The sequence below is a fragment of the Nitrosospira briensis genome (assembly GCF_900115125.1).
Lineage (GTDB): Bacteria > Pseudomonadota > Gammaproteobacteria > Burkholderiales > Nitrosomonadaceae > Nitrosospira > Nitrosospira briensis_A.
The window spans coordinates 789,198-814,917 of record NZ_FOVJ01000001.1; the positions used below are offsets into that span (position 1 = coordinate 789,198).

The following is a 25,720-nucleotide window of genomic DNA, read 5'->3' on the forward strand; positions in this document are numbered from 1 at the left end:
TGTCCGTTGCGACTGTGCAGAAACGCACATACCAGGAGTGTGCAAGATTACGGGAGAGGACCGGGACGCGGCCTGACCAGTCCCTGGTCGACTCCGAAAGCCGATATCACATCAAGACAGGTTATCGAGACTTTTCTGTTGCTTCCAATAGCGCGGAAGCAGATTAAAAAGCGTCAATCAAACCCTTCAGGACCTTGAAATTCACCGGCTTTGTAAGGTGATAATCGAACCCGCTCTCGTGCGAGAGCCGGCGGTCTTTCTCCTGACCCCAACCCGTCAGCGCGATCAGCTTGACATCGTTGAATTGCGGTTGCTCGCGAATGCGCCGCGCCACTTCGTTCCCATCCATCCCCGGCATGCCGATATCCATGAGAATTATATTGGGCCGGTATTCGGGAATCGCCGCGAGTGCCGCGGGACCACTGTCGACAGAGTGGACGTCAAGTCCCATGGACTCGAGCAACATGGAAAGAACTTCAGCAGCATCATGGTTATCATCAACTACCAATATGCGTAGCCCGGTTGGCGCCGCCGCTGTTTTTTCTGGTTCCATCATTTCTCCCTGTATAACGCTTGCCGCCAAGGGCAGGCGCACAATAAATTCGCTGCCTCGATCTTTACCTTCGCTTCTGGCTTCGACTGTACCGCCGTGCATCTTGACGAGACGGTAGACCAGGCTGAGTCCAATGCCCAGCCCCTCCTGTGTCCCGACGCCATTGCGCCGTTCCTGCGCGAACATATCGAACAGACGGGGCAGCATCCCCGCCAGGATTCCTATTCCATTGTCCCGTATCGACACTACGGCATTATCAGCTTCCCGATGCGCCGTAAGCCCGATCTGGCCCCGTTGTCCGGTGTATCGTGCGGCATTGTTGAGCAGATTCGTAAACACCTGCTCCAGGCGTACGGCATCGGCGTAAACAATCAAAGGCGCATCGTAAATGGAGACGCTCAATTTGTGTTCCTTCCCATCGATCTGCGGCCTGCCCGCCTCGACCGCGTTGTGCAGCACAACGGCCAGATCGACAGGAGCCTGCCGCAACTCAACCTTGCCGCTGGTGATACGCGATATCTCCAGCAGATCATCAACCAGACGAATCATATAGTTGACTTGCCGGTTGATGACCGGCAGCAGGTGCGGAACAGCTGCGGCACCCTCCGGACGTGCGATAACCGCCAGTGCGTTCGCAATCGGCGCAAGCGGGTTGCGCAATTCGTGCGCCAGCGTAGCCAGAAACTCATCCTTGCGGAGGTCGGCGTCCCGCAGGGCTGTTTCCGCTTTGACCGCTTCGGTAATATCTATTGAAACGCCGACATGCCCCGCATACTCGTCAGGGCCGGTGAACCACGGCAACGCGTACGACTCCAGCCAGTGCCATTCTCCTCCCCTGCCCCGGGCACGAACCCGATATTGGAAGCGGGTGCGATTCAGTAGCGCCTGCTCGATCGCCGCAAGGCATCCTGGTTCGTCATCCGGATGAAGAACGGACCGCCATCTTGAAGGCAACAGTTCTTCCAGAGTCATCCCGACCATATCCATGACTCTCTGGTTAACATAAACCAGGTCGCCCCGCGCATTTACCTGCCAGGTCAGGGCGGGAGAAGCTTCGGCCATGGCACGGAACCTGGCCTCGCTTTCCCGCAGATTCTGCTCGACGCGCTTACGTTCGGTTATGTCGATAATATATACAACGCCTTCCTTCTTGTTGAGCTGCATTGCGGCGATCAACGCCCACCAGCGCGAGCCATCCTTGCGAAATAATTCCTTCTCATAGGGGGTAGCGCGTCCTGTTGCCTTGAGCTCCTCGCCTGCCCGCAAGGTTGTCGCCATCCACTCCGGAGGTGTAAGTTCATCGCATCGCAACAAGCCCGCCCGCTCATCCTCCCGACTGAAGCCGCTCATCTCGAGAAAGGCGTCATTGGCTTCAGTAATTTGCCCGTCCTTATCGAGGAAAATGACGCCGACGGTGTCGATTTCGAGGGCATCGCGGAAACGCCTCTCTGTTTCAAACAGCGCTTGCTCGGTCTTTTCACGCTTTCTTACATGATCGGTAACATCGACGCCATGCCCCAGTACATACTCGTAACTTCCATCCTCCTCCAGCAGAGGGAGATAAACAGCGTCGATAAAACGCTTTTCCGGTGGCTGACCAGGATCGGAAATAACTGTTATCGGCAATTCCCATCCTATAAATGGCTTGCCTGTGGCCATCACCTTCGCCAACTGACGCCGGCAATAATCCTCCACCGCTTCGGGAAGCGCTTCAAATAGTGGCCGGCCCAGCAGTTTCCGGTGGCCGACCAACTGGTAGTACGCTTCGTTTGCAAGCTCAAAGACGAGTCCAGGACCGCGAAGCACGTACAGGAACGATGGCGAATTGCGGAAGACTTCTTCCAGCAACTGTATTCGTTTTGCTTGCAGTGCCTCCCTGAGCCGGGCCCGGTCCGCCTCCCCGGCCCGTTCGTTGACTATTTCCGTCGTCTCGCTTACTGTCACGAATATGCCTGGCGCACTGGCCTCGGCTCCCGCTGTATTCGAAGCGCCGCAGGAAAAGCTGTCAATCTCGTCGGGGATAGGGCTATAGGTAAGCCTGAAGAACGCCTCTTCGGGCGTTCCTGTCCGGTTGACAAGCAGCGGCTCGTCATTGAAAATAAAGGATTCACGCCGCTGCATCACTCCTTCGCAAATAGGCGCAAGAAAATTCCACACCTCTGGCCAGCAAGCTGAAACCGGCTGTCCCAGGCCGCCGGGGTGCTTGAGGCCAATCAGATCGCGGTAGTTGTCGTTATAGATCTGTATGTGCCTGGGCCCCCAAAGCAACAAGGCAGCCGAGGGCATCAACAATATCGTGTTGACGGCAAATTTCAGGTTTGGCGGCCAGGTTGAGATGGGGCCAAGACCTGACTCCGTCCAGTCGTGGTCAAAAATTAGTTCGCCCATTTCGCTGCCGCGCAACCAACCCGGCATTTCAACCAGATTCATGGATATTTTCTCCCACGTTTTCTAATCAATTCCATTGCGCCGCCGCTCGTTTTCACGCAAGCCTTCAAAATTTACCTGAAAGAAGTACTCGCTACAGCGTTTGAAGCGTTTCTCATTTCTAGACTAGCATAATCTCGCCTTTCCTTGCTCCCGTATCTGAAGCTCGGCATTATGTTCAAATTTCCCGCGAATAAGCGAGAATCACAGATATCGATGGAGATCTACCGATAAAAACCTCCTCCCCAAACGATTGTCCAAGGTATGGATATATCCGCGGCCGCCGAGGAGTACTTTTTTTACGTTTTTACTGCTGCTTCACGCCTGTCCCGTCAACTTATAAAAGGATAGTAATAAATGGAAGATAACGAGGAAAAGCCGTCTCACTCTATTTCCCTGCAAACCTCCAACGCTGTTCTCCGGGCGGGCGAACTTGTCGAGCGAGAGCTCAAGCAAATCAAGAAAGCATTAGAGGAAAAGACGAGGCAGCTTGATCACTCGCTATCGATCCTGCGGGCAACCATAGAATCCACTGCCGACGGTATTCTGGTTACCGACGAGGAAGGCCATGTGTTTCGCTTCAATGAACGCTATCTGCAAATGTGGCAGATTCATCTCCCCGAGATTATCGATATGCGGCAACACCGGCAATTGCTGAAATTCTACTGCAAATATTTGGCTGATCCACAGGCATTCATGTGCAGGATCAAGGAGATATATGAGACATGGCCGCGCGAGAGCTTCGACTCGCTGGAACTTGCAGATGGAAGGGTATTCGAGCGGTTTTCCAAAATCCAGTACGTCGACGGGCGAAGTGTAGGCCGTGTCTGGAGCTTCAGAGACATCACGGCACGCAAACATGCTGAAGAGGCTTTACGGGAAAGCAACGAGCGCTTGTTCTTCATGGCGGATGCCATGCCTCAGAAGATATTTATCGCACGCGCCGACGGTGAGCTGGATTATTTCAATCAGCAATGGAAAGATTACACCGGGCTCGCCCTCGAACAAATGGCAGGTTGGGAATGGATAAAGCTCATCCATCCTGACGACGCGGAGGAGAGCGTCGGACATTGGCGCGATTCTCTTGCCACCGGGGAGCCTTTCCAGGTGGAATGCCGGTTCCGGCAGGCAGACGGCGGCTACCGATGGCACTTGATACGAGCCCAGGCCAGACGCGACGCCAAAGGCGCTATATTAATGTGGGTCGGTTCAAACACGGATATCGATACCATAAAGCGTGCGGACGAGGAGAAAAAGCAACTTCTGGAGAATGAACGCATCGCAAGAAGCGAGGCCGAACGGGCAAGTCATATCAAGGATGAATTCCTTGCAACGCTATCTCACGAACTCAGGACGCCGCTCAATGCCATCCTTGGATGGTCTCAGCTCATCCTGCACGGAACAATGAGCAGAGAGGACATCCATCGAGGCCTGGAAACCATCGAGAGAAATGCTCGCGCCCAGAACAAGCTGATCGAGGATCTTCTCGAAATGAGCAGTATCATTTCCGGGAAAGTAAGGCTCGACGTGCAACGGCTGGATGTTGCGGCCATCGCTGAAGTCGCGATTGAATCGGTGACACCGGCGGCGGAAGCCAAGGGAATCCACCTTCAAAAAACCATTGATACTGGAGCCGGGCTCGTTTCCGGGGACAGCAACCGGCTTCAGCAGATCATCTGGAACCTTCTTTCGAATGCGGTCAAATTCACGCCCAGGGGCGGCACTGTGGAAGTCAGCGTCGGGCGCATAGCTTCGCATCTCGAAGTGACGGTAAGAGACACCGGATTGGGCATCAAACCGGAGTTCCTGGTTTACGTTTTCGACCGCTTCCGGCAGGCCGACTCCTCGCTCACCCGGAACTACGGCGGTCTCGGCCTGGGTCTCGCCATCGTGAAGCAGCTTGTAGGGCTCCATGGGGGAACCGTACGAGCAGAAAGCGCCGGCGAAGGCAAAGGCGCTTCGTTTATCGTATGTCTCCCGCTTGCGCCCGTAGACGATACCCGAGGCCGGCAAAGCCCCGCCCCGGCGCCGCCCATATTCGGTGACGGGAACATCGCCCTTGCCGGGTTGACGATACTGGTCGTCGATGACGAACTGGATGCTCGCGAGCTTATCAATGAAGTGCTCACGCAATGCGAGGCTAAAGTCATCACCGCATCCAATGCCGTGGAAGGACTGGGCATCCTGAAGAGCCACAGGCCGGATCTGATCATAAGCGATATCGGCATGCCGGAAATGGATGGGTACCAGCTTATCCGCGAAGTGAGAAGCCTTCCCGCGACCCACGGCGGAAAAACACCCGCTATTGCGCTGAGCGCGTTTGCGCACTCGGAAGACCGGACGAAAGCGATGATTGCCGGCTACCAGATATATCTTTCGAAGCCCGTCGAATCGCATGAACTGGTTGCTTCCATCGGAAATCTGGCGGGATGGAAGAGGAAAACAGGTTAGATAATGAACACTGCCGGGCTGGCTGGTGTACCCTTGTTGGCACGGGGGACGCACCGGTGCCGGCCCTGACGTCCTGCCCCGGCGAACACTGCTGAACCAGCAGGTGGGAAGTACTTGCCCACATATCTTGCCCACATATCTCGCCCCCAGCAATGGCACTCCGGTTTTCCCCCTGATACTGATAGCCGCTCATCCGGAAATGATCAAGTTTTCGCGAACAGCCACTTATTGCCGCGATATGGCGAGCTGCATGGCAAAATACCCGTTTCAATCTCGCCAGTTACTCATGGATATGCGTCAGTGGATCAGGTTCGGCGTGTTTTCATTGCTTTGCGGCATTGCCGCCCTGCTGATTATTGCAGTTGGCGTTGGCGAGCTGTTATCGGGCGCGGTGCCCACCGCGGTAGACTCGCTATCCGGCGCTGTCTCTGCCGATTTTCCGGTTGAAGGGGTGCAAATACCCGTCAGTGCCAATTCCAGGAATACCGATTCCAGCGTGCACGGCTGGTTGGTACGCGGCAGGCGTGGCGATGGAATCATATTGCTTGTCCATTCGCTCCGAAGCAATCGCATCGAGATGCTGAGCCGGGCAAAATTCTTGAACGAGCAGGGATACGGCGTACTCCTCATCGATCTGAGGGCCCATGGGGAAACGCCGGGGGATCGCATTACCTTTGGCTTGGGCGAAGCGGAAGATGTTGAAGCGTCGATAGCTTATTTACGGAACGCTTTTCCCGGCGAACGCATCGCAACCATCGGGGTTTCGCTGGGTGCGGCTGCAATCGTGCTCTCGAAACATGCGCCAAGGCTTGATGCCGTGGTGCTCGAGTCGCTCCACGCGACCTTTGAGGAAGCGGTAGAAAACCGCTTGAGGCTTCATCTTGGCGAGTTTGGACCGGTCTTCTCACCACTCCTGCTGTGGCAATTATCATTTCGCTTCGGTACATCTCCTGATGAATTGAGCCCCATCAACCGGATAGGCGATCTCAATGCGCCATTGCTCCTGATTTCAGGCACAGATGACCAGCATACGAAAGTGGCGGAAACCGAACGGTTGTTCGAGGCGGCCCGGCAGCCGAAAGAAATATGGGTCGTTCCCGGCGGCGGCCACTTCAACATGCACGCTTATGCTGGCAAGGAATACGAGAACCGCATATCCGGTTTTCTTGAGCGGTATTTGCGCAGGCGGAACTAGGGAGAGCTGTGCCGGTATCGCCGTACTCGGTATGGCCATCCCTTGTCAAATAAATGCTGCCGCTGCCGGCAAGATGGAGTTTTATTACAACGGAGTAAGAAAAGACACGCCGGTCGCGCCTACTGCCGAGCCATCGCGCAGGCGCTGCCCGAACCGGTTGCCTTGTGTCTCGCTCGGATCGCCAAGCACGCGGGCAACCCTGCCCTTGTGGAAGCTGGCCAGTTGCTTGCCGAACGGGATGACAACATTCGCCGCATTTCCATATAACGCTTCATGCAACTTTGGCAGCTCGTGCCAAGGGGCTGTCGGCCTGCTGTGGTGTGCGTTGTGATAACCGAAATTGAGAGTAAGGAGATTCAACCATGGATAGCGGGTTGAAATCAGATTGCTGAACGTATGAGATTGCTCATAATCCTGGTCTTCCCTGCGCTCCGCCAAGCCGGCGCGGCCAGCGGACGTAATGATGTTGTCGTAGTTGTGCTGAAGCGCATCCATAAAACGCAAAACCGTCACAAGGATCGCATATGCCGCCAGATAGCACGCAAAGGCAAGGGGCGAATAGAGCAATAAGGCCAGAAGCAGGCCGAATCGAACCGCGATTGTTCCAACGATTCGAGACCGCTGGTCTTTTTTCTCCCTGACGAGAAATGGAGCAAGAATGAGGGCGCCATGCATGAAGAACTCGACGACCGGGACATACAGCCACTCCAGCGCCTCCACGATCTTGAGCTGAACCGGGTGACGCGTCAGATACCCTCTGTAGTCGAGCCCGCCCACGTCGGCATTATCCACGTGATGTTTCATATGCACAGACCGCAAATCTTCATAACTGCCATAGCATCCGCCGGCAAGCCAGTTCAAGGCGCCTCCCAGCATGGCATTGTGACGGGGGGATTTAAATACCGTATTGTGGCCGCACTCATGAATCATATAGGAAGCAATCACCATACCGTGAGCCATTGCCAGTGTACCCGCCGCCATGAGAACCGGATTCATCGACAGGATGAGCGCGGCTCCGCCAAAATAGGCCAGCTGGCAGTAAAGCAGGGCCATGACGTTTGGACGCAAGCCGCCTTTATGGCGAAAACAGGTTTTCTCGATTCTGTCTAACATGGCTTTGCAACCTCTATGGCTGATGACGCACCTCTACTGGCGTATCCGGGCTATTCCAGGCGGTGAAAAAATCATATTTCATGCTTCCTCGTGAACTTGTAATTATACATGTAAATTTACATGCAAAAAGAACTATAATTTCTCCCTGCCCGGAATAGCCGGAAAATGCAAAGACGAAGGTATCGGAAACAATGAATAAACCACAGAAGCAGGCGGATGCAAGGCGACGCCAGTTCATCCAGCTACTCAACAACACCGATCAATATTGGGTGGATATCCTGGGAAACCAGCTTTTTCATGACTTGAATTACTACGACCTCTTTACGCACATGTGGCTAAGACTGAACGGCGCCAGTTGCGATGCTGTTCAAAAGTCCGAGTTGTACCAGCTCATGCCGAACATCAGCCAGCGGACGGCGGTCAAATACGTCCAGATCGCGATCGATCATGGCTTGCTCATCGAGCATATCGACCCGCAAGACCTTCGTTTCAGGCGAATTACCATGTCCGCGGATCTCAAGCAGAAAATCGAGCTTTTCCTGGATTACTCCATTTCAGTGTTCGAGGCCCTGCCCCTGCAAGCGGGCCCGGCTGTTCCATAGCGCGGACCAGCCAGGGGCCGCGTCCGTTTGACAGCTATCGAAGGCCGCGATGAAAAGGCTATGTGCCATAGCGTACAGAGCCCTTGATCCGTGTTTGACGATAATGGTTTCGCCACATTCTTCTCCCCCGCGCCGGGCGCAAGGTCCTCACCGGCGGTTGGAATCAGGCCGAGCTAATCACGTAATCGGGGAAGTTTTGATAATGTTTTGAATACCGAGAGGAATTATCATGAACACAACCTCTGTCTGGCGCGCCACGGCACCAAAAACAGCTTTTCCCATTCTGCAGGAAGAGGCTACTGCCGACGTGGTGATTGTGGGAGGCGGTATCACGGGAATTACATTGGCGTTGAATTTGGTGGAGCAAGGCACTTCCGTCATATTGCTGGAGGCTCGGGATGTCGGCTGCGGCAGCACCGGCAATTCAACGGGCAACCTTTATGAAACCATCAGCAGCGGCATTCGCACCATCGTCGACCGGTGGGGCGAGGACGTCGCCCACGCTGTCAGCACCGCTCGCCGCAAAGCGGTCGAGCAGATCGAGCAGCGTGTGCGGCAATTCAATATTCCCTGTGAATTTCGGCGCTGCGCGCTCTACCGCTACGCAACATCGGCAAGCGCGCAGACCTCCATAGAAAACGAGTATCAAGGCTCGCTCAAGGCAGGGCTGAGAGCACATTTCGAGAAGACCTTGCCTACCCCCTTTGAGCAGCCGCACGGACCCGTGCTCGTCCTGAATAACCAGGCACAATTTCAGCCTCAGGCTTATGTCGAGGGGCTTGCACGCGAGGCCGCAAACCGGGGGTGCCGAATCTTCGAAAATTCGATCGTCCTTGGAGTGGATACAGATCAGCACGTCGTAAGCACGGCTAACGGCAAGGTAAAAGCCAGGGAAATCGTGCTGGCTACCCACTCGCCTATCGGCATGCATCTTGTGCAGGCGGAAATGACGGTAAAACGCGAATATGGGCTCGCCACCCGAATTCCCCGGGGCTCGTTTCCGGAGGGTATCTTCTGGGGCAGCGGCGTCGAGCGGCTCTCGGTACGCAGCCTGGATGTGGATAATGAGTCGTTTTTCGTCTGTGTCGGGGAAGAGCACAAGACCGGGCAACAAGACACGAGCATCAGCATGGACCGGCTCGAATCCGCTGCGCATGCGAATTTCAAGGTACCCGAGGCGGAGTTCCGGTGGTCCGCCCAGAACTATAGCGCCGCCGATGGCTTGCCCTACATTGGCCGGGATGCCACGGGTTGCTTCATTGCAACCGGTTTTGCAACCGATGGCCTGACTTATGGAACGGTTGCCGCATCGCTTATCGCCGATCAGATTGCCGGCCGCGATAACGTCTTCGCGCCCATCGTCAAGGCAAGCCGCTTTTCACCGCTGAAGGGCGCAAAGGGGTTGGCCGAGGAAAACGTGACCGTGCTCAAATCCCTGGTCAAGGATTACGTGACCGATCGGGAGTCAATTCCACTATCCCAGCTCATGCCCGGCAAGGCAGCAATGGTAAAGTTCGAGGATGTATCGCTTGCGGCTTACCGGGATCCGGATGGTGCATTGTTCGCTGTTTCTCCCGTCTGCACGCACATGAAATGCAAAGTGCACTGGAACGCCGTGGAAAGCAGCTGGGATTGTCCTTGCCACGGCAGCCGTTTCGCACCCGACGGAACGGTAATCGAGGGGCCCGCGACCGAGCCGCTGTATCGTCACTTCCTGCCCGGTCATTGAACCAGAGCCCGTTGAGCGATTGGAGTTTTATGGGCCGGCGTAGCAAAGCTTCCCGCGAGGCGTAGAGCTGTCCCGAAGCGCTATCGCGGCAGTCCAATTCCATTGGTAAGACGGCGACGGAGAACTCTAGGTGGAAAGATAAGATTCGTAAAAATTATCGAAGCAAGATGACGGTAATTTGATTTCCGTTTTGGCTTATAGGCTTCAACTGGCTGGGCGCGGTTCAAAGGAAAAAGATCATGCGGGTCACGAACAAACCGATTCTCCTCGTCGAAGACGACCGGGTGGATATGATGATGGTAATCCGGGCGCTCAAGCAGGTCCACGTTACAAATCATGTCGTGCACCTGGAAAACGGGGAGGATGCACTAAATTATCTCCGGGATGAGGACAACGAGAAGCCTTGCATCATTTTCCTCGATTTGAACATGCCTATCATGAACGGCATCGAATTCCTGCAAACGGTTAAAGGTGATGAGCAACTGATGCGCATTCCAGTGGTGGTACTGACCACGTCGGATGAACAGCAGGACAAGATAAACAGCTTCGACTTCGGCGTGTCCGGATATATGGCGAAACCTGTTGACTATGCGCAATTCGTCGAAGTCATGCGGTCAATCGATGGGTATTGGACTATCAGCGAGATGCCCTGAGGTTTGGCAGTTACCCCTGCCGGGTCTTTGCTGCCAAACAGGAGCTCAACACCCTTAACGATCCCCAGCAACGGAGGATACTATTTACCACCTCTAAATTTGAGGTGGAGCATCACAGCCCGCAAATTGAACGCTACCTGGATTGTTTCTCGAATAACACAACGGCTGGCATGCCTTGCCATACAAGTTCTCCGCTTTGCTGCATGACTTGCAGGGAACGAAGAAGCATTTGCTCGAGTACGCGGGGGAACGCCTGGTCCTGGGGAAAAGTCTGGATATCGTCAGGTATGCTCATGTTGCCGATAGCGGTATGAACAGCCTGTTTGATACCGGTCCGGCTGATTGTCTTCTCCTGTAGCAAGATAAACATCGACAATTCGTAGGCATCGGTGATGGTTTTCCCAATCATCCATAACGGATAGCCCGTGCGGGATGCTTCCGCCGCAACGGTGCCGCTGTCCGCGACATTATTCAAGACTACCCTGATTTGCCCCTCCGCCTTGTCGTCGTCGACGGGCATGATAACGCCCGAATCCCGCAATATCGATGCTGCGTAGTCTTTCAGGGGTATGTCTCCCTTGGGAAAGTGCTCTCCATTTCGCTGAAACTCGACAATGAGCTTTAGCTGAAGCGGTTTATTTCTCTGCTCTATATCCTTGTACGCAACCTTGGGGAGCGAAGCGCCTAAAAAAGATCTTTTCGGTGATGCGCATCCCGCCAATACAAAAGAGGCAATGACGGATCCCAGTACTATGTGACGGCTGATATTCATGAAAGCTCCATCCGGATCAGGCACTCCGTTCCCGGGAAATGGCAGGGATATACCAAGAATAGCAATTGCTGAGAATAATGCGTTATTCTTTGCGTTGCAACCTGCTCGACTGTACGGTCATTTTTCCATGCGCCGGTCGATCAGGGTTGCTTCTCCTCCGGGATAAATGTTCGGGGCAGGAATGAACGCTGAAACCACACCTCATTGCACGGCGCTCGGGTTTGACGATAAGCGAATCCAGGAAGTGCTTTCCATGCTCCGACTCGGTGAAGAGCACCGTGCGATTGCGGACCGCATACGTACGCAGGTGATCGCCGGACGTGCCGATGAATTGGTGGATCGCTGCTTCACCGCCTTCGCGCGCACCCGGGGCTTCTCATTGATCGAGAGGAGCTTCGGCGCCAAATCTTTCAAGCGGGCCTGGATCAATCGGCTTCGGCGCTTCGGCCTTGATTTCGATACAAAGGAATACTTCGAAGAGCGCCTGGCTACAGCCGCTGCTTTCGCGCGCGCAAAAATCCACCTCAGCCTTTTGCATCTCCCTTATTTCCTCACGCAAGAAATCCTGATAGAAGCGCTATCCGAAAAATTCAATGACAGGGCCACGACCCTGTGGCCTTTTCTGAACGCTGTTTTGAAACTTACCTCTCTCGATTTGTACCTGACCGCGGAAGGTTATCGCCTGCCGGAACTGGATGAACTGGAGGGGGACCTGGACAAGCTGCGCCAGGAGACATTCCGCTTGCGGAGGAGAACTTCGATCGATGAACTCACGGGCTTGATGAACTATGCCAAGCTGATGGAATCGCTCGAGCAACAGATCAACCGTGCCCGGCGCAGGGGCCACGAGAGCAATCCCTTGTGCCTGATCATGTCCGATCTCGATTTCTTCAAGAAGATCAATGACACCTACGGGCATATGGTGGGCGATCTTGTCCTGCGGCATGTGGCAGGCCGGATTAAGTCAGCCACGCGTGACTTCGACCTGATCGGCCGGTTTGGCGGAGAAGAATTTGTCATCGTGATGATGAACACCGACTTGGCGTTGGGAGAGGCGATAGCCGAGCGGATACGCGAAGGCGTCATGAAGGCTCCCTTTCATGTAAAGCAATACAATATTCCGGTAACCCTCAGCCTGGGAGTGGCGATGCTGAGACAAGGCGAAAACAAGGAATCATTGCTTGAGCGCGCCGACGCGGCCATGTATGAAGCAAAAAGAAGTGGCCGCAACCGCGTAGTGGTCGCAAGCGATTCCTAGTCCGGGAATAAAGGTCGCTGAAAACCCGCTGCAGCGCATCAGCCTTAGAGCGGTAACACAGGTAATACTCACATCTCCGGGATTGCAGCTGCTGGCTGGCCTCTAAGTAATGACCTTGGATGAAGAGGCCGTTACGCGCTGCCTGTGCGCCTTCGCAATTTTGTGATCAGTCATAGTGACTCCTTTGTGTTCAGCGTCTCAGTGTATGCAGTAGCACGGCCGGTCGTTCATCCATGCTATCGATTTTTTACTCCACGATCAGTCTTTTCCGCTTCGAATAGTATGGCTTGCATCGGGTAGCGCGTCGGGTTCGAACCAAACTCCCTTGTCAGAGCTTCCACCAGTGCCTCGATGATCCTCTCGGGGTCTCCGCCACGCTCTCTTATTTCTTCGATGAGCGGACTGAAGACCAACCCGCGAGCAAAGGCCGGCACGTCCAGAATATCGTATTCCCGCGGTTGAACCGAGATGACAATTTGCTCAAAACCTGAACGAATAAGCGTTTCCTTGATAGGGTCGATTTCAAAACAGGAAACAGGAGCCTCAAGGAACCCGGGTGGATCCGATGGAAAGAACTGCTTCATCACTTCGAAAGTCAGGCTGGCGAACGGATTGTAGTGCCGCGAGTCCCAAACGCTGAACAGGTACCGGCCGCCGCGCTTCAACGTCCGATGCACCTCACGAAATGCCGCATCCTTATCGAAGAACATCACTCCGAACTGGCAGACCACCGCCTCGAACGCCTCATCGTCGAAAGGCAGCGCAGTAGCGTCGGCGATCTGGAACGTGACCTGCTCGTGGGGAAGAAATTTTGCGCGCGCGACGTCCATCATCGAGTCGCTGATGTCGATCGCAGTCAGCAGCGCATCCATGGGGAGCGCATCGCGCAATTGCCGGCTGGCTATTCCCGTGCCCGCCGCAATTTCAAGCATGTTGCGGACCGGTCTTTGCGTTGCTCGACGCGCAATGTCAGTTGCATAGTGCTCGAAAAGCACGTGTCCGAGATCACGATCGTAAGCGATGGCGACATCGCCAACATAACCTGCCATTCGAAAATTCTCCAGTAAATGCAACCGATGAAGGATGAGAAATGCAACGGGCTTAACCGTGCCTTTCAGCGGAGCGTGAGCCTGGCGTTGCGAGATGTTGATGGGTTGCAGGCGCCAGACGCCTTCTTCCCCGGAATCGCCGCAGGTATCACGCCGTCATTGCGAATCCCGTTAGAAAACGCAGGTTTCACCATCGGCAGGCACCAATACGCGTTGCGTCATACCCTTTTCACTGATGAACTCCTGCAGTTCTTTCCTCGATAGCATGGCGTGGTTCACAGATTCCATGTGGCTCGCAATAATGGTTGCCTTGGGAGCGGCTTTATAAACCTCGTAAACATCCTCTTTATCCATGATGATGGGCTCATAGCCCAGTACCTGAGCGTCTCCGCTGTTCAAGACAACGACATCGGGCTCATATTTCTTCAGATTTTCCTCGACCCCCTCGTACCAGACCGTATCCCCGGCAATGTAGAGCGTTTTTTCATTCGGATGTTTGAATACGACTCCGGACACATGCCCCAATAGCTCCGCAAACTCTTCCATGGTTTTTTCTCCACCATGGCGACCAGGGGTTTTGATTAGCGTGATGCCGTCAAAAACAGTATTCTCCCCCAGAACCCGGATATTGCTGAATCCTTGCGCCCGGATTTCCGCTGCGTCTTTCTCGTTCTGCGTAAAGATCAACATGTTCTTGGGCACCAGTTTTATGGCTGCATCGTCCCAGTGATCCGCATGAGTATGGGTAACGATGACCGCATCAACATCAAGAATCTCGTCCATGGGAATGGGCAGGTCGACCAGGGGATTGGGTATGTGGCTATTGATGGTTCCGTCGAATCCCGGAAACCCCCCTTTTTCTGCCAGCATGGGATCAACCAGAATCTTTTTCCCCGCATACTCGATAATGATTGTTGCATTCCTCAGTTGTTGGAATTTCATGAAAATTCTCCTTAAAGTCTTCTGAAAATATTGAAAAGAACTGCGGACGCGATGAGAAGGAGCAAGGGCCAGAATTGAGCGATGCTTTCATACAAGGACGTTCCCACCGTGATGGGGATTTCCAGCGTGAAATCGGTCTGATTCCTGTCTTTCCCGGATAGATAAAGCCTGTATTCCCCCGTTTCGCGGATATTCAGTACCTGTGTGATGATGCCGGATTCATAGATGCCCGCAGGAATCGTCACAAGTGTTTTCGACGGGGTGCTGCCCTCCATTTTTACGAGGCTCATGGCCAGGGGCTGTTTTCGCGCAGATTCCGGGTAAAGAAGATCAACAGTGACATTCAGTAGTCCGGGACCGGGTATTTTTCCGCACAGGACAGGAACGGACATCGCGCTGCTTGTGTTCTCGGGGATTTCATAGTTTCCAGGAATGAAATAACCGGAATACCCAATCACCAGGGATTCGGACTCTATGGTGCAGGTACCGCCACGAAAGCCCTTCGGATAGGTGTTTGACTGATCTCCCTGGGAACTCACGTGAAATTGCCAGCCAACCGCGACCACAACCGCAAGTGATCCGGCCAGGACCAGGAAACGCCGCATGCCAGTCGATAAATTTGCCCAGACGCTGTCCACTGATCTCTCCTGTAAAAATCCTGATTAAACCGGTTCCATTGCGCTATCCGTGGCGAACGGTGCAGGGCTCTCCGAGAGAGAGGGGGAGCACTCCGTGCACCGCAGGACGTCCTCGGCGGCAAGCCGTGCGATATGCGCGGCTTTGCTGTTTTGGGTGACCATGGCAGTCACGATCGCCCCCTCGATGATCAGGCCCAATTTCTGGGTGACCACTTCCGAATCCCTGGCCCCGCTTTCCACGACCAACGCCTTCAAGCGATCGATAATCTGGTCCCGGTACGCCCCCGCCACATCCTTTACCCAGCGGCTATCCTTTTCATGCTCCGCCACGGCATTGATGAATACACAGCCGAAGAAGTCTTCCTTCTCGAACCATTTCTCCAGCAGGTCGAACAGGGCCAGGATGCGTTCCCTGACGGAGCACTCCAGATTCGGCAGATCCAGGTCGAACCAGTGAAACCACATGTTCGCTTCCGTATCGAACACCGCCTTGAGCAGATTTTCTTTCGAGCCGTAGTGCTTGTAGAGACTGCCCCGCGCCACGCCTGCTTCCTCCAGAATCCGTGTAATGCCCGTCGCGTGGATCCCGGCCCGGCAGAACAAGCGGCGCGCGGCCAACAGCAACTTTTCTTGAGTCGATTTGCGATTTTCCTTTGCCAACCTATTCCTCCACAATCTGCATTGACAGGCGCGGCTTTGCCCCGCTCGTGGGAGCTATGTGCCGCCAATTGTTTCCAGGTCCTTTTTGCGATCCTGCCAGGTGCATTAAAGAGGGCATCAATAATAGACCGATCAGTCTATTTTTATTCTACGCCCGGAATAAAGACATTACAAGAGAAATGGAGATGAATCTTTGAATAGGAAATTCCAGTCGAGGAGAAAGATGCCAAATAGAGAAGAAGAGACTGAATACTTGAAAATGAAGGTATCAGGGGGCTGTCGCTTCATAAGCGAGTGGAAAATGAACCTGGATCTTATCCGGCGTTCGTTTCAGCCGCTGATCCCTGTCACCGCCGCTATGGCCTTGACCCCCATGCCAGTCGCCACGACCGCCGCAAGAATGGCAAACGCTTTTTGCAATCCCGGACCCGTGAAGTGATCGCCAAACCAGCCTGCTGCCAGCATTGCTGTCAGCGCACCCCCTGCAAAGGGCAGAGCAATCGACCAATTCATGCTTCCGGTCAATGCCGCTGTAAAAGCACCAGCCCCGGACACCAGCGCAATGACCGCGAGGGAAGTGGGCACGATGGCCCGCATGTGAAGAAGGGTAGCTTTTTGAAGTGCGGGCACAATGATGAAGCCACCTCCCACTCCGAGCATGCCGGAGAGAAAGCCGGCCGCAATCCCGGAGAGCGCGAGCAATCTCGCGCAGCGAGCGTCCCAGATCAGACGCCCGCTGAAATCGTCGAGTTGGCACGGCGTGGCGGCCGAGGATGCGGTTGGAGCTTTCGCATAATGATTTCCCGACCGTCTAAACATTTTGATTGCGATATAGCCGAGCACCACGGCGAACAGGAGTCTCAAGGCCGCGTCGGGCATCTGCCGGGCGACGTATATCCCCAGCGGCGAGGTCAAGGCACCGGTTAACGCTATGAAGCCAGCGGCCCTGTACCTTACCTTCCCCTTTTTCAGCGCCAGCAGTGTGCCAAGGGCGGCGGAAACACTGACGGCAAGCAGCGCGACGGGCGCGGCCTCCGTCAGCGGCAATTGCAATCCGAAAACAAGCAGCGGAACGGCGATGATGGCGCCGCCTGCTCCGGTCAGCCCGAGTATCACGCCGACCAGGGCGCCAAAAAGTGCGGCGACTATTAACACTGTCACCGTACTCAGGTGATGCTGCCCGGGCGTGCAAGCCATTCGCGGCCCTTCAGGAAGCCGTGCCAGTAAAACCACGGCAGGAACTTTGCCTTGAGCAGCCACGCCAGGTAACGCGGAACGGTCGGATCGAGCCGGAAAGTCGGTAGCAATTTGCCACCAAACCCGAACTCCGCAAGAATGACCTTGCCCTTTTCGACCGTGAGCGGACATGAGCCATACCCGTCATAGAGCGTTGCCGGGTCCCTTCCTTCCCCGACAGCCAGGAGATTTTCCGCGACCACGACAATCTGCTTCCTGACGGCAGCGGCGGTCTTCGCATTAGGGGCGGAACACACATCTCCGAGAGAAAAGATGTTCGCATAGCGGAGGTGCCGCAGCGTCCTGTGGTCGACCTCACACCATCCGGCGGCATCCGCCAATAGGCTTTTACGCACAAAACTCGGTGCCGCCTGGGGTGGCGAAACGTGCAGCATGTCGAAGGACTTTTCCACCCGTTCGATGCTTCCGTCGGGCTGGCGGATATCAAACCAGGCGACCCTGTTTGGTCCGTCTACCTTGACGAGATTGGAGTTGAATACGAGATTTGCGTTATAGCGCTTCACGTACTCCATTAATGGCGGAACGAAGGCTGCCACGCCGAACAGCACGGGCGCCGCACTGTTGAACTCGACACTGATGTTGTCGAGCATCCCTTTCCGCAACCAATGGTCGCATGACAGGTACATTGCCTTCTGCGGGGCGCCCGCGCACTTGATCGGCATGGGCGGCTGGGTGAAAATGGCCTTCCCGTCCTTGAGCCCCTTTACCAGCGACCAGGTATACGAGGCCAGATCAAAAAGATAATTGGAGGTTACGCCATTTTCCCCGAGCGTATCCTCCAGCCCCTCGATCTGTTCCCACGCAAGGCGCAGGCCAGGGCACACCACGAGTTGCCTGTAGCCGATAGAACGGCCGTCTGTCAGATGAACAAGATTCGAGTCCGGATCAAAACCGTTCGCAACGGCCTGGATCCAGGTGGCCTTGGGTGGAATGACGCTGGCCATGGGTTGCACGGTTTTTGCCACGTCATAAGCGCCTCCTCCCACAAGTGTCCAGGCGGGCTGATAATAATGCCTGTCATTGGGCTCGACGATTGCTATGCGCAGGGAGGGCTGACGCCGAAGCAGGCTCGCTGTGACCCCTATGCCTGCCGCGCCTCCTCCGATCACGACGACATCAAAGTGTCCGCTCCAGTTGCATGCGGCGTCGATCGGAACTGCGAGTGTTTCGTTGTTTCGGGTACGCTGGTTCATTTTTCGTTCTCCTTCTTTCATTGTTCCTGCTCGGCCCGCACCCGCGATCATCGCTCTCCAGCGTTTCAGATCACATTCAGTGGTATTTTCAGGTATGAAATCCCGTTATCTTCGGGAGGAGGCATTTGCCCGGCGCGCACGTTCACCTGAATCGACGGAAGCAGGAGATTGGGCATGTCGAGCGAGGCGTCCCGCGCTTGCCGCATGGCTACGTACTGGTCTTCGCCGATGCCATCTTGCACATGGATATTATGAGCGCGCTGTTCGCCGACTGTAGTCTCCCATCGGGTGGAGCGGGTTGCGGGAGCATAGTCATGACACAGGAATAGACGCGTTTCCACTGGGTAGGCCAGAAGCCTGCGTATCGACTGGAACAGGCGGCGGGCATCCCCCCCGGGGAAATCAGCGCGCGCAGTGCCGAGATCGGGCATGAAAAGCGTATCGCCCACAAAAATTGCATCGTCTATCTGATAAGACAGGTCCGCCGCGGTGTGGCCCGGCGTCAAGATCGCCATCGCGGTCATCCTGCCGATACTGAATGTTTCACCGTCGGCAAAGAGATGATCGAAGTGACCGCCATCCGGCGTAAAGTCCGGTCCCAGATTGAAAATCTTTTTGAAAGTCTTCTGAACCTCGGGAATCTCCTTTCCGATAGCCGTTCTGCCGCCCAGCTTGTTCTTGAGATAGTCCGCGGAGGTGAGGTGATCGGCGTGCGCATGCGTCTCGAGTATCCATTCCGTCTTCAGTCGTTTTTCGCTGATGAAGGCGATTATTCTGTCTGCTGATGCCATGCGTGTCCTGCCTGATTTCGAGTCGTAATCCAGCACCGGGTCGATAATCGCGCAGCTGCCACCAGGTTCGTCGTAAATGACGTAACTCACCGTCCATGTGTACGGGTCGAAGAATGCCTCGATATTTGGTTTCATCTGCGGTCTACCTTCTAGACAAGGGGGAGTTAAGCCTGCCCACACCCACACCCTGGTCCGTGCCGATGTTTTGCCAGTTCGGCTTTTGGCTGAAGCGAACGCATTGCTTGATCCCGCCCTCGCGCCATTTCCCCATGCATGGCAGGAACAGAAAGAATCAATTTTTCTGTCGAGCTTCCGCATGCCAGGCAATCCGGATTAGGCGTGTGGATTGAATGGCGTACTTCAAATTGAAGTTTGCACTCCGTACACAAGTAGTCGTAAGTCGGCATTTAGAATTCCCATATCCATTAGAACGTCAAGACGTGGTCACCTCGTGTGGCAAGTGACCACGTTCCCGGTTTCTCTTGAGCTTAGCTCCAGCGCGCCGGTTGTTTCCCCTGGATCCCGAATTGTGCCGAGGTGACGTCGGTCCTGGCCCGCTTCTCGCCATCTCTTGTCGGCGCTCTCAACCGACGCGTCTCGACTTCCCAAACCCAACCGCTGATGACTACATCCTTCGGAATGAGCGGATGATTTTTAAATGCTTCTATTGTCCTCATGCAGGTTTCATCCACGTCATCCATCATTCCGATCCACTTTGCAAAAGCGCCCTTCTCCAGCTTCAATTCGGGCAATGTGGGATCCATTGGAATCATGTCGGTGTCGATCCCTTTGTCACGCAACATTTTCTCCAGATCAGTAGCGTTCGCAGACAGCATGCCGCATTGCGTATGCTGCACGATGACGATTTCCGTCGTCCCGAAAAAATTACAAGTCAGCATTGCCGAGCGGATTGCGTCGTCCGTGACAATTCCTCCGGCATTACGGAAGCAATGCGCATCTCCACCACCTACCGGACTGTCTACACGGATACCAAGCGCTTCATCTACCGGCAGACGTTCATCCATACAGGCAAGTACCCACAGCTTCCGGTTATTATGTCCGTCCGGTCCATGACGGCGACGTTGTGCCCAGAAATCGTATGCTTCGACGCGTGTGCTCAGCTCCTCTTGGAGAGTTTTCAATTTTGAGTCTCCTCGTTAATTGTTTTCAATTTAACAACATCCCTAAAGTGAACTACTTTTTCCGGTAGAACTGAAGGGAATTCATAAACGGATATTTAACCCGCACATCGGCGATGCAATAGTACTGCATGCAAATCCCATGCCAGGAAGAACAGAAATAAAAATGCCTTATTTTCAAGCATCTAGCTTTTCATTCTTGTCATCGTAGTGAAGCTGTGCTTCAATCAGTGAAGTTCAACTTCATACGTAGGCCACAATTCATGAATGACAATCCTCTTTCTGAGTTAACCCCGGATTTTTTTCTGCAAACCTTTATTCTCGAGTTGATGCATGCGAGCGAACAACAGGGACAAAAACATTGCGAACAGTTGATTGAGCATATAGCCCAAACCGCAGGATGCTTTTTTGAAGAAACTTATCGGGAAAATACTCAAAGAAATGAACAACTCGATAATGAAAGCTATACCGAGCTCATCCTCGGCATCAAGAACAATATCGGTGGAAAATTTTCACTGGTTTCCAGTAATCAGGATTGCATTACCGTTACCAATTCGCGCTGTCCCTTTGGCGAACAGGTTACCAACTTTCCCGAATTATGCAGAATGACTTCCAGCGTATTCGGAGGCATCGCAGCCAGAAACTTTGGCTATGCCAAAGTTGACATCAAAAAAAGCATAGCTCGCAAGGATGGCAAATGTGATGTATGTATTTACACCAACCCACAGGCAGCAAAAGGGCAGCGGGGAATGGAATATACCGATACGACGCCGGTCAAGGAAATTAACGATGCCAAGGAGTTGCAGTGTCGAATTGAAACAAGCATGCAAAGGCTTTGGCAGAAACAGAACAAAAAAATATCGGAGAAGCATCAGCCCCCTGCAATCATCGCAAAATCGCCAATGATGCAGAAAATACTGCAATCAATCGAGGTTATTGCACCCACTTCGGCAACAGTACTGATTCAGGGCCAAACAGGTGCAGGTAAAGAGTTGATAGCACGCGCCATACATGCGATGAGCGATCGCTCCCATAAACCATTCATCGCAATTAATTGTGGCGCAATTCCGGAAAGCCTGATTGAAAGCACGCTGTTTGGACATGAAAAAGGCGCTTTTACAGGAGCCATAGAAGTACACCAGGGCTATTTCGAGCGGGCGGAAGGCGGTACATTGTTTCTGGATGAAGTCGATTCATTGTCGCCGGCAGCACAAACCAGGTTGCTTCGTGTAATCCAGGAAGGAGAATTGGAGAGAGTTGGCGGCAAACAAACATTGGCGGTTGATGTAAGAATCATCTCGGCAACAAATCAAAACCTGGAAGATCTTGTCAAGCAGGATCGATTTCGCAACGACCTGTACTATCGCATCAATGTAGTCCGTTTAAGTATTCCTCCTCTGGCCGAACGGCCGGAAGATTTGCCTTATCTCGTGCAATTGATCATGCAGCGCTTGAATAAGCGGTATAACAAGCAGGTCGAATCAGTAAGCCGCGAAGTCATGAAGAAAATCCGGGCTTATCACTGGCCGGGTAATGTTCGTGAACTGGAAAACATCCTTGAGCGCAGCATCCTGTTTGTCACCGGAAAAGAAATGACTGAACTGGATTTAGAGCTCCCGGCTAAAGCAAAAAACAGGGGTGAATGGAAAGACGAAAAAGAACAGGCTCTTACCAAAATTGAAAAATCCTTCCTTGAAACCGCTTTGAAAGAAAACTCCGGAAATATAAAGAGAGTCTCTGAAAACATGGGAATCACGTCACGCGCGGTTTACGCCAAGCTAAAAAAACACAAAATCGAGTTGGCGGATTTTCGGGTTTCTTGATTGAAAACCTGGACAACACAGCCCGTTCTTCGCTGTTGTCATAAATCCCCTGATCATGGAAAAAAATATTTGGCGCTAGAAGCAGTTTTAAAAGCAAATGAGGCTGTTGCGGCGCACGACATCTCCAATGGGAAACCTTTTACCGATTCAGGGGTTCAGGGAGTAATGGAACGTAAAACCGGAAGTCGTAGATCGGATCATTTTCGGATTTTGTACCCTGTTTTCAGCATTCGCAATGTCCACCACGATACTGCCAGGAAACATGCCATCAGAGTCCCAAGGCTGAGGTAGGGTGAAACATCCGAGGCGCGAAAGAAGCCGTAGCGAAACCCGTCTACCATGTAGAAAAACGGATTCAGATACGATAATCCCTGCCAAAGTGGAGGCAACGACGGGATCGTATAGAAAACCCCCGATAAAAACGTCAGTGGCAGGACGATAAAGTTTTGCAACGCAGCAAGCTGCTCGATTTTTTTTGCCCAGATTCCGCAATGATGCCTAAGGCGACCAGCAACGCGGTGCTCATCAAGGCAAATGCGAATACCCATGCGAACGAGTACAGGGGAAGTTCAAAAAACCCCAGGGTCACCACGTAAATACCCAGTCCTACCACGAGACCGCGAACGACCGATGCCAGTACATAGGCAGTGAATATTTCCTGGTAAGAAAGCGGCGATAACAGCATGAAGATGTGATTGCCCGAGACCGTCGATTGAATCAGGCTTGATGAGGAGTTGGCGAAAGCGTTCTGCAACATGGCCATTATCACCAGTCCCGGAATTAGAAAAACGGTGTAGGTTACACCGGGATATGGCCTGACCCGTTCTTCCAGAGCGTGAGAAAAAATCAACAGATAGAGCAAGGTGGACAGCATGGGCGCAAATACGGTCTGGCACCCAACTTTCCAGAACCGTAGCAGTTCCTTGTAGAGCAGTGTAAGAAATCCATTCATACCGATGCAGATTCCAGACTCTCTGCATCGTGCATGATCTTTACGAACACTTCTTCCAGATCAGGTTGCAATATCTGCAGTTCCAGGACTTGAGTCTGGGTTGTGCGTAATGTTGCAATCACATTTTCCAGCTGGGAGTATTCCTTGATTGCCAGAACCTAGCAGCCCTGATCGTGGCTGATTGCCAGTACCTGTAACGCCGCCGGCAGCGTATCGGGAGATAACCGCAGTCGTATCCGGTGTCCGGAAATGTTGCCGACGAGATTTCTGACGCTATCGAGCACAACGATACTGCCATTTTTGAGCATCGCCACGCGGTCGCATAAAGCCTCTGCTTCTTCCAGATAATGCGTAGTGAGCACAATGGTATGACCGGTGCGGTTTAACTGCTTGATGAAGCGCCACAGGGCCTGCCGCAATTCCACATCTACACCTGTGGTGGGTTCATCCAAAACGATTACCGGGGGTTTGTGGACCAATGCCTGCTCTACCAGTACGCGCCGCTTCAGCCGCCGGACAACAAACGCATGTTGGTATCGGCCTTGGCGGCAAGGTCGAGATGGTGGATTATCTCGTCTATCCAGCTGTTACTACGCGAATATTTTTCGCGCTGCAATCGGTCCGTTGATTGCACTGCTGCTGCTTAGCCTGCTTGGTTACAAACTTATGAAATCCGAGCGGGTACAAGTTTGGCGGGCTTCCAGGCGCCGGGGATAATGCGGTATCGAGAACACCCGAAACGCAGGAAGAGTGCTTCTTTACTTTATTACACTCATGGACCTACATTAATTGCAGAATGCAAGTATAATTCCTGGTTGCAAAAAGCAGGTTAATCCGCAGGCGAGCGCGAAGTTATGAAGAAATCAAACCAGATCAGCCGTTCCTCCTGTCCAGTCAGTTGCGCTCTGGACATATTGGGCGACAAATGGACGCTGCTTGTCGTTCGTGATCTCATTTTCTTCCGTAAGCGATACTTCGGGGATTTTCAAAATTCCCCGGAAAAAATCGCGACTAATATCCTTTCTGATCGCCTGAAAAAGCTGGAGGAATGCCACCTCCTTTTTCGACGCCCCGATCCCGCTAATGCGCGCAAGATTATTTATATGCCTACTGAAAAATGCGTCGATCTGGCGCCTCCAATCATGGAGCTGGTACGTTGGGGTGCAAAGTATGTTCCTGAAAGTGACAAGCACGAGAATCTGATTCAAGGATTCGAACGGGATCCGGTGCAATTCATGGTGGAAATACGATTATCTCTACGTAAAGAGAATGAAGCGAATAAAGAATAGCGAAATTAGACGATGCAAAAGGAAATCAAGGCTGTGAGATAGATGAAAGTCAATTTTTAACTCAACTTTTATTGGATTGCCTCTGGCATTACTACCGGGGGCACGTCAGTACGCCCCCCTAGTAAGGGACCTACTTAACATTAAACTGCTATGCAAAAGGAATTCTCCATGTCCAATCAATCAAATGTCGAGCGTACGCTGTACGGATTCTGGCTCTCACCTTATATGAGTCAGGTCGCACACATGCTCTCGGAAACCGGTCTACCTTATCGTTATGAACGAGTGTCTCCCTTTCAGGGGAGCACGCTCACGCCAGAGCATATGGAACGAAATCCTCTTGGGAAAATCCCTACTCTCACAGATGTCAACGGTGTGGATGTTTCAGAAAGTCACGCGATCTGTCGTTATCTCGCGAGAATCTATCCAGAAGCACGAAAGTTTTATCCTGTTGATGATCCGATGCTCTGTGCAGAGGTCGATGCCAAGAATGACTTCATCACTTTCTCCATTGCGGGTCCATTCTTTAACTGGTTTGTTGTCAGCGCATATTTTCCAAAAGCATGGAAACTGAAAATCGAAAAAGAAGGGCATATCTATAATCTTTGCTCTGTTCTGTTAAGCAAAATGTGGCTACCCAGATTGGTTAATGGCTCGAAAATGGCGCCGTTCCTGCTTGGCAAAGAGCCTTTTTTGCCGGATTTCCAGTTGTTCTATACGCTCGAGCTTAGCCAAATGTTTTCCGAACTGTTCGAAATACCCGAGATGCATCTGTTTCGAGACGATCCCGCATTACAGACGTTTTATGATGCAATGTGCGAGCGTCCTTCTACCCGTGAAATACTGGCGGCCAAAGAATCGGAACTGGATGTTACGAAGAAGGAACTCTTCGGGGGGTTTGGGGCAGCTTATCTTAATAAGCATATCGACAGAAAAATCCTTGGAGGGATATTCGGGCGTGAAGTCTGATCGAACGTATTTGCGATGGCCTGGCTGCCGCACGCAAGGAAGGGCGTGCTGGAAGCCGGTGCCCAAAACTCAATACGCATCAGCAGCAAGAGATCATGCGGCTGGTCATTTCCGGACAGAAGACCGCAGCGGATGCGCCAGACTATTCAACGGCCATCCAGCTACCGTGTCACGTCTCCTGCAGGATAACAGGGGACCTAAACCGGATTTTACTTCCATACTCCCTAAACCCCTCAATCGCCTGCCCATCCTGGGCCGAAAATATTTG

The 25,720-nt window shown here is 53.3% G+C and carries 24 protein-coding genes and 1 pseudogene; 10 read left to right on the forward strand and 15 right to left on the reverse strand.

Going from position 1 to position 25,720, the window contains the following annotated elements:
- Nucleotides 1-163 precede the first annotated feature (163 nt).
- Nucleotides 164-2,983 (reverse strand): hybrid sensor histidine kinase/response regulator, encoded by a 2,820-nt coding sequence (locus BMZ14_RS03575; protein ID WP_074794754.1) that lies wholly within the window; start codon nucleotides 2,981-2,983, stop codon nucleotides 164-166.
- Between the two features lie 354 nt (nucleotides 2,984-3,337).
- Between BMZ14_RS03575 and BMZ14_RS03580 the strand changes: the two genes are divergently transcribed.
- Complete coding sequence (locus BMZ14_RS03580) at nucleotides 3,338-5,431, forward strand: PAS domain-containing hybrid sensor histidine kinase/response regulator (protein ID WP_074794757.1); 2,094 nt, start codon at nucleotides 3,338-3,340, stop codon at nucleotides 5,429-5,431.
- A gap of 127 nt (nucleotides 5,432-5,558) precedes the next feature.
- Nucleotides 5,559-6,626, forward strand: coding sequence for an alpha/beta hydrolase (locus BMZ14_RS03585; RefSeq protein WP_256208353.1), 1,068 nt, complete (start codon nucleotides 5,559-5,561; stop codon nucleotides 6,624-6,626).
- 84 nt (nucleotides 6,627-6,710) lie between these two features.
- Here the strand turns inward: BMZ14_RS03585 and BMZ14_RS03590 are convergent, their stop codons facing one another.
- Nucleotides 6,711-7,739 (reverse strand): fatty acid desaturase, encoded by a 1,029-nt coding sequence (locus BMZ14_RS03590; protein ID WP_074794760.1) that lies wholly within the window; start codon nucleotides 7,737-7,739, stop codon nucleotides 6,711-6,713.
- Between the two features lie 191 nt (nucleotides 7,740-7,930).
- On the opposite strand from BMZ14_RS03590, the gene BMZ14_RS03595 reads away from it, so the two are divergent.
- The 3 genes from BMZ14_RS03595 to BMZ14_RS03605 all read left to right on the forward strand — a co-directional run bounded on the left by BMZ14_RS03595 (nucleotide 7,931) and on the right by BMZ14_RS03605 (nucleotide 10,723).
- On the forward strand, nucleotides 7,931-8,341 hold the full coding sequence (locus BMZ14_RS03595) for a MarR family transcriptional regulator (protein WP_074794763.1): 411 nt from the start codon (nucleotides 7,931-7,933) through the stop codon (nucleotides 8,339-8,341).
- Nucleotides 8,342-8,570: 229 nt separating this feature from the next.
- Nucleotides 8,571-10,070: an FAD-dependent oxidoreductase gene (locus BMZ14_RS03600; protein ID WP_074794767.1), complete on the forward strand. Its 1,500-nt coding sequence runs from the start codon at nucleotides 8,571-8,573 to the stop codon at nucleotides 10,068-10,070.
- A gap of 239 nt (nucleotides 10,071-10,309) precedes the next feature.
- Nucleotides 10,310-10,723 (forward strand): response regulator, encoded by a 414-nt coding sequence (locus BMZ14_RS03605; RefSeq protein ID WP_074794770.1) that lies wholly within the window; start codon nucleotides 10,310-10,312, stop codon nucleotides 10,721-10,723.
- Between the two features lie 133 nt (nucleotides 10,724-10,856).
- On the opposite strand, the gene BMZ14_RS03610 is transcribed toward BMZ14_RS03605, so the two are convergent.
- Nucleotides 10,857-11,495, reverse strand: coding sequence for a hypothetical protein (locus tag BMZ14_RS03610; protein ID WP_177186901.1), 639 nt, complete (start codon nucleotides 11,493-11,495; stop codon nucleotides 10,857-10,859).
- A 181-nt stretch (nucleotides 11,496-11,676) separates the two neighbouring features.
- On the opposite strand from BMZ14_RS03610, the gene BMZ14_RS03615 reads away from it, so the two are divergent.
- On the forward strand, nucleotides 11,677-12,753 hold the full coding sequence (locus BMZ14_RS03615; protein WP_074795537.1) for a GGDEF domain-containing protein: 1,077 nt from the start codon (nucleotides 11,677-11,679) through the stop codon (nucleotides 12,751-12,753).
- Nucleotides 12,754-12,989: 236 nt separating this feature from the next.
- Here the strand turns inward: BMZ14_RS03615 and BMZ14_RS03620 are convergent, their stop codons facing one another.
- The 9 genes from BMZ14_RS03620 to BMZ14_RS03660 form a co-directional block, all read right to left on the reverse strand.
- Nucleotides 12,990-13,802 carry a class I SAM-dependent methyltransferase gene (locus tag BMZ14_RS03620; RefSeq protein WP_074794774.1) on the reverse strand — a complete coding sequence of 271 codons (813 nt, stop codon included), beginning with the start codon at nucleotides 13,800-13,802 and terminating at the stop codon, nucleotides 12,990-12,992.
- 171 nt (nucleotides 13,803-13,973) lie between these two features.
- A complete protein-coding gene (locus BMZ14_RS03625) occupies nucleotides 13,974-14,744 on the reverse strand; it encodes an MBL fold metallo-hydrolase (protein WP_074794777.1) in 771 nt (256 codons plus the stop codon).
- Between the two features lie 11 nt (nucleotides 14,745-14,755).
- A complete protein-coding gene (locus BMZ14_RS03630; RefSeq protein ID WP_074794780.1) occupies nucleotides 14,756-15,382 on the reverse strand; it encodes a hypothetical protein in 627 nt (208 codons plus the stop codon).
- A gap of 24 nt (nucleotides 15,383-15,406) precedes the next feature.
- Nucleotides 15,407-16,042 (reverse strand): TetR/AcrR family transcriptional regulator, encoded by a 636-nt coding sequence (locus BMZ14_RS03635; protein ID WP_074794783.1) that lies wholly within the window; start codon nucleotides 16,040-16,042, stop codon nucleotides 15,407-15,409.
- 330 nt (nucleotides 16,043-16,372) lie between these two features.
- Entirely contained in the window at nucleotides 16,373-17,239 is an 867-nt protein-coding gene (locus tag BMZ14_RS03640) for a sulfite exporter TauE/SafE family protein (RefSeq protein WP_074794786.1), read from the reverse strand.
- Entirely contained in the window at nucleotides 17,209-18,492 is a 1,284-nt protein-coding gene (locus BMZ14_RS03645) for an NAD(P)/FAD-dependent oxidoreductase (RefSeq protein ID WP_218144965.1), read from the reverse strand. Before BMZ14_RS03645 ends, BMZ14_RS03640 begins: the two co-directional genes overlap by 31 nt.
- 65 nt (nucleotides 18,493-18,557) lie before the next feature.
- The gene (locus tag BMZ14_RS03650; RefSeq protein WP_074794789.1) at nucleotides 18,558-19,418 is read right to left on the reverse strand and encodes an MBL fold metallo-hydrolase; all 861 of its coding nucleotides are present in this window, start codon (nucleotides 19,416-19,418) and stop codon (nucleotides 18,558-18,560) included.
- 29 nt (nucleotides 19,419-19,447) lie between these two features.
- A complete protein-coding gene (locus tag BMZ14_RS03655; RefSeq protein ID WP_074794791.1) occupies nucleotides 19,448-19,690 on the reverse strand; it encodes an FmdB family zinc ribbon protein in 243 nt (80 codons plus the stop codon).
- 81 nt (nucleotides 19,691-19,771) lie between these two features.
- Complete coding sequence (locus tag BMZ14_RS03660) at nucleotides 19,772-20,425, reverse strand: beta-class carbonic anhydrase (RefSeq protein WP_074794794.1); 654 nt, start codon at nucleotides 20,423-20,425, stop codon at nucleotides 19,772-19,774.
- Nucleotides 20,426-20,685: 260 nt separating this feature from the next.
- On the opposite strand from BMZ14_RS03660, the gene BMZ14_RS03665 reads away from it, so the two are divergent.
- Nucleotides 20,686-22,245 (forward strand): sigma 54-interacting transcriptional regulator, encoded by a 1,560-nt coding sequence (locus tag BMZ14_RS03665; protein ID WP_074794797.1) that lies wholly within the window; start codon nucleotides 20,686-20,688, stop codon nucleotides 22,243-22,245.
- Nucleotides 22,246-22,442: 197 nt separating this feature from the next.
- Here BMZ14_RS03665 and BMZ14_RS03670 read toward each other — a convergent pair.
- From BMZ14_RS03670 to BMZ14_RS15370, 3 genes and pseudogenes are all read right to left on the reverse strand, one after another.
- A pseudogene (locus BMZ14_RS03670) lies at nucleotides 22,443-23,197 on the reverse strand (ABC transporter permease).
- Entirely contained in the window at nucleotides 23,194-23,319 is a 126-nt protein-coding gene (locus BMZ14_RS15365; protein WP_256208354.1) for a hypothetical protein, read from the reverse strand. Before BMZ14_RS15365 ends, BMZ14_RS03670 begins: the two are co-directional and overlap by 4 nt.
- Nucleotides 23,320-23,355: 36 nt before the next feature.
- Entirely contained in the window at nucleotides 23,356-23,649 is a 294-nt protein-coding gene (locus tag BMZ14_RS15370; protein WP_256208355.1) for an ATP-binding cassette domain-containing protein, read from the reverse strand.
- 26 nt (nucleotides 23,650-23,675) lie between these two features.
- Between BMZ14_RS15370 and BMZ14_RS15375 the strand changes: the two genes are divergently transcribed.
- From BMZ14_RS15375 to BMZ14_RS03685, 3 genes are all read left to right on the forward strand, one after another.
- Nucleotides 23,676-23,825 (forward strand): hypothetical protein, encoded by a 150-nt coding sequence (locus BMZ14_RS15375; RefSeq protein WP_256208356.1) that lies wholly within the window; start codon nucleotides 23,676-23,678, stop codon nucleotides 23,823-23,825.
- Nucleotides 23,826-24,111: 286 nt separating this feature from the next.
- On the forward strand, nucleotides 24,112-24,486 hold the full coding sequence (locus BMZ14_RS03680) for a winged helix-turn-helix transcriptional regulator (protein ID WP_256208357.1): 375 nt from the start codon (nucleotides 24,112-24,114) through the stop codon (nucleotides 24,484-24,486).
- Nucleotides 24,487-24,636: 150 nt separating this feature from the next.
- Complete coding sequence (locus tag BMZ14_RS03685; protein WP_083396604.1) at nucleotides 24,637-25,452, forward strand: glutathione S-transferase family protein; 816 nt, start codon at nucleotides 24,637-24,639, stop codon at nucleotides 25,450-25,452.
- Nucleotides 25,453-25,720: the final 268 nt, after the last annotated feature.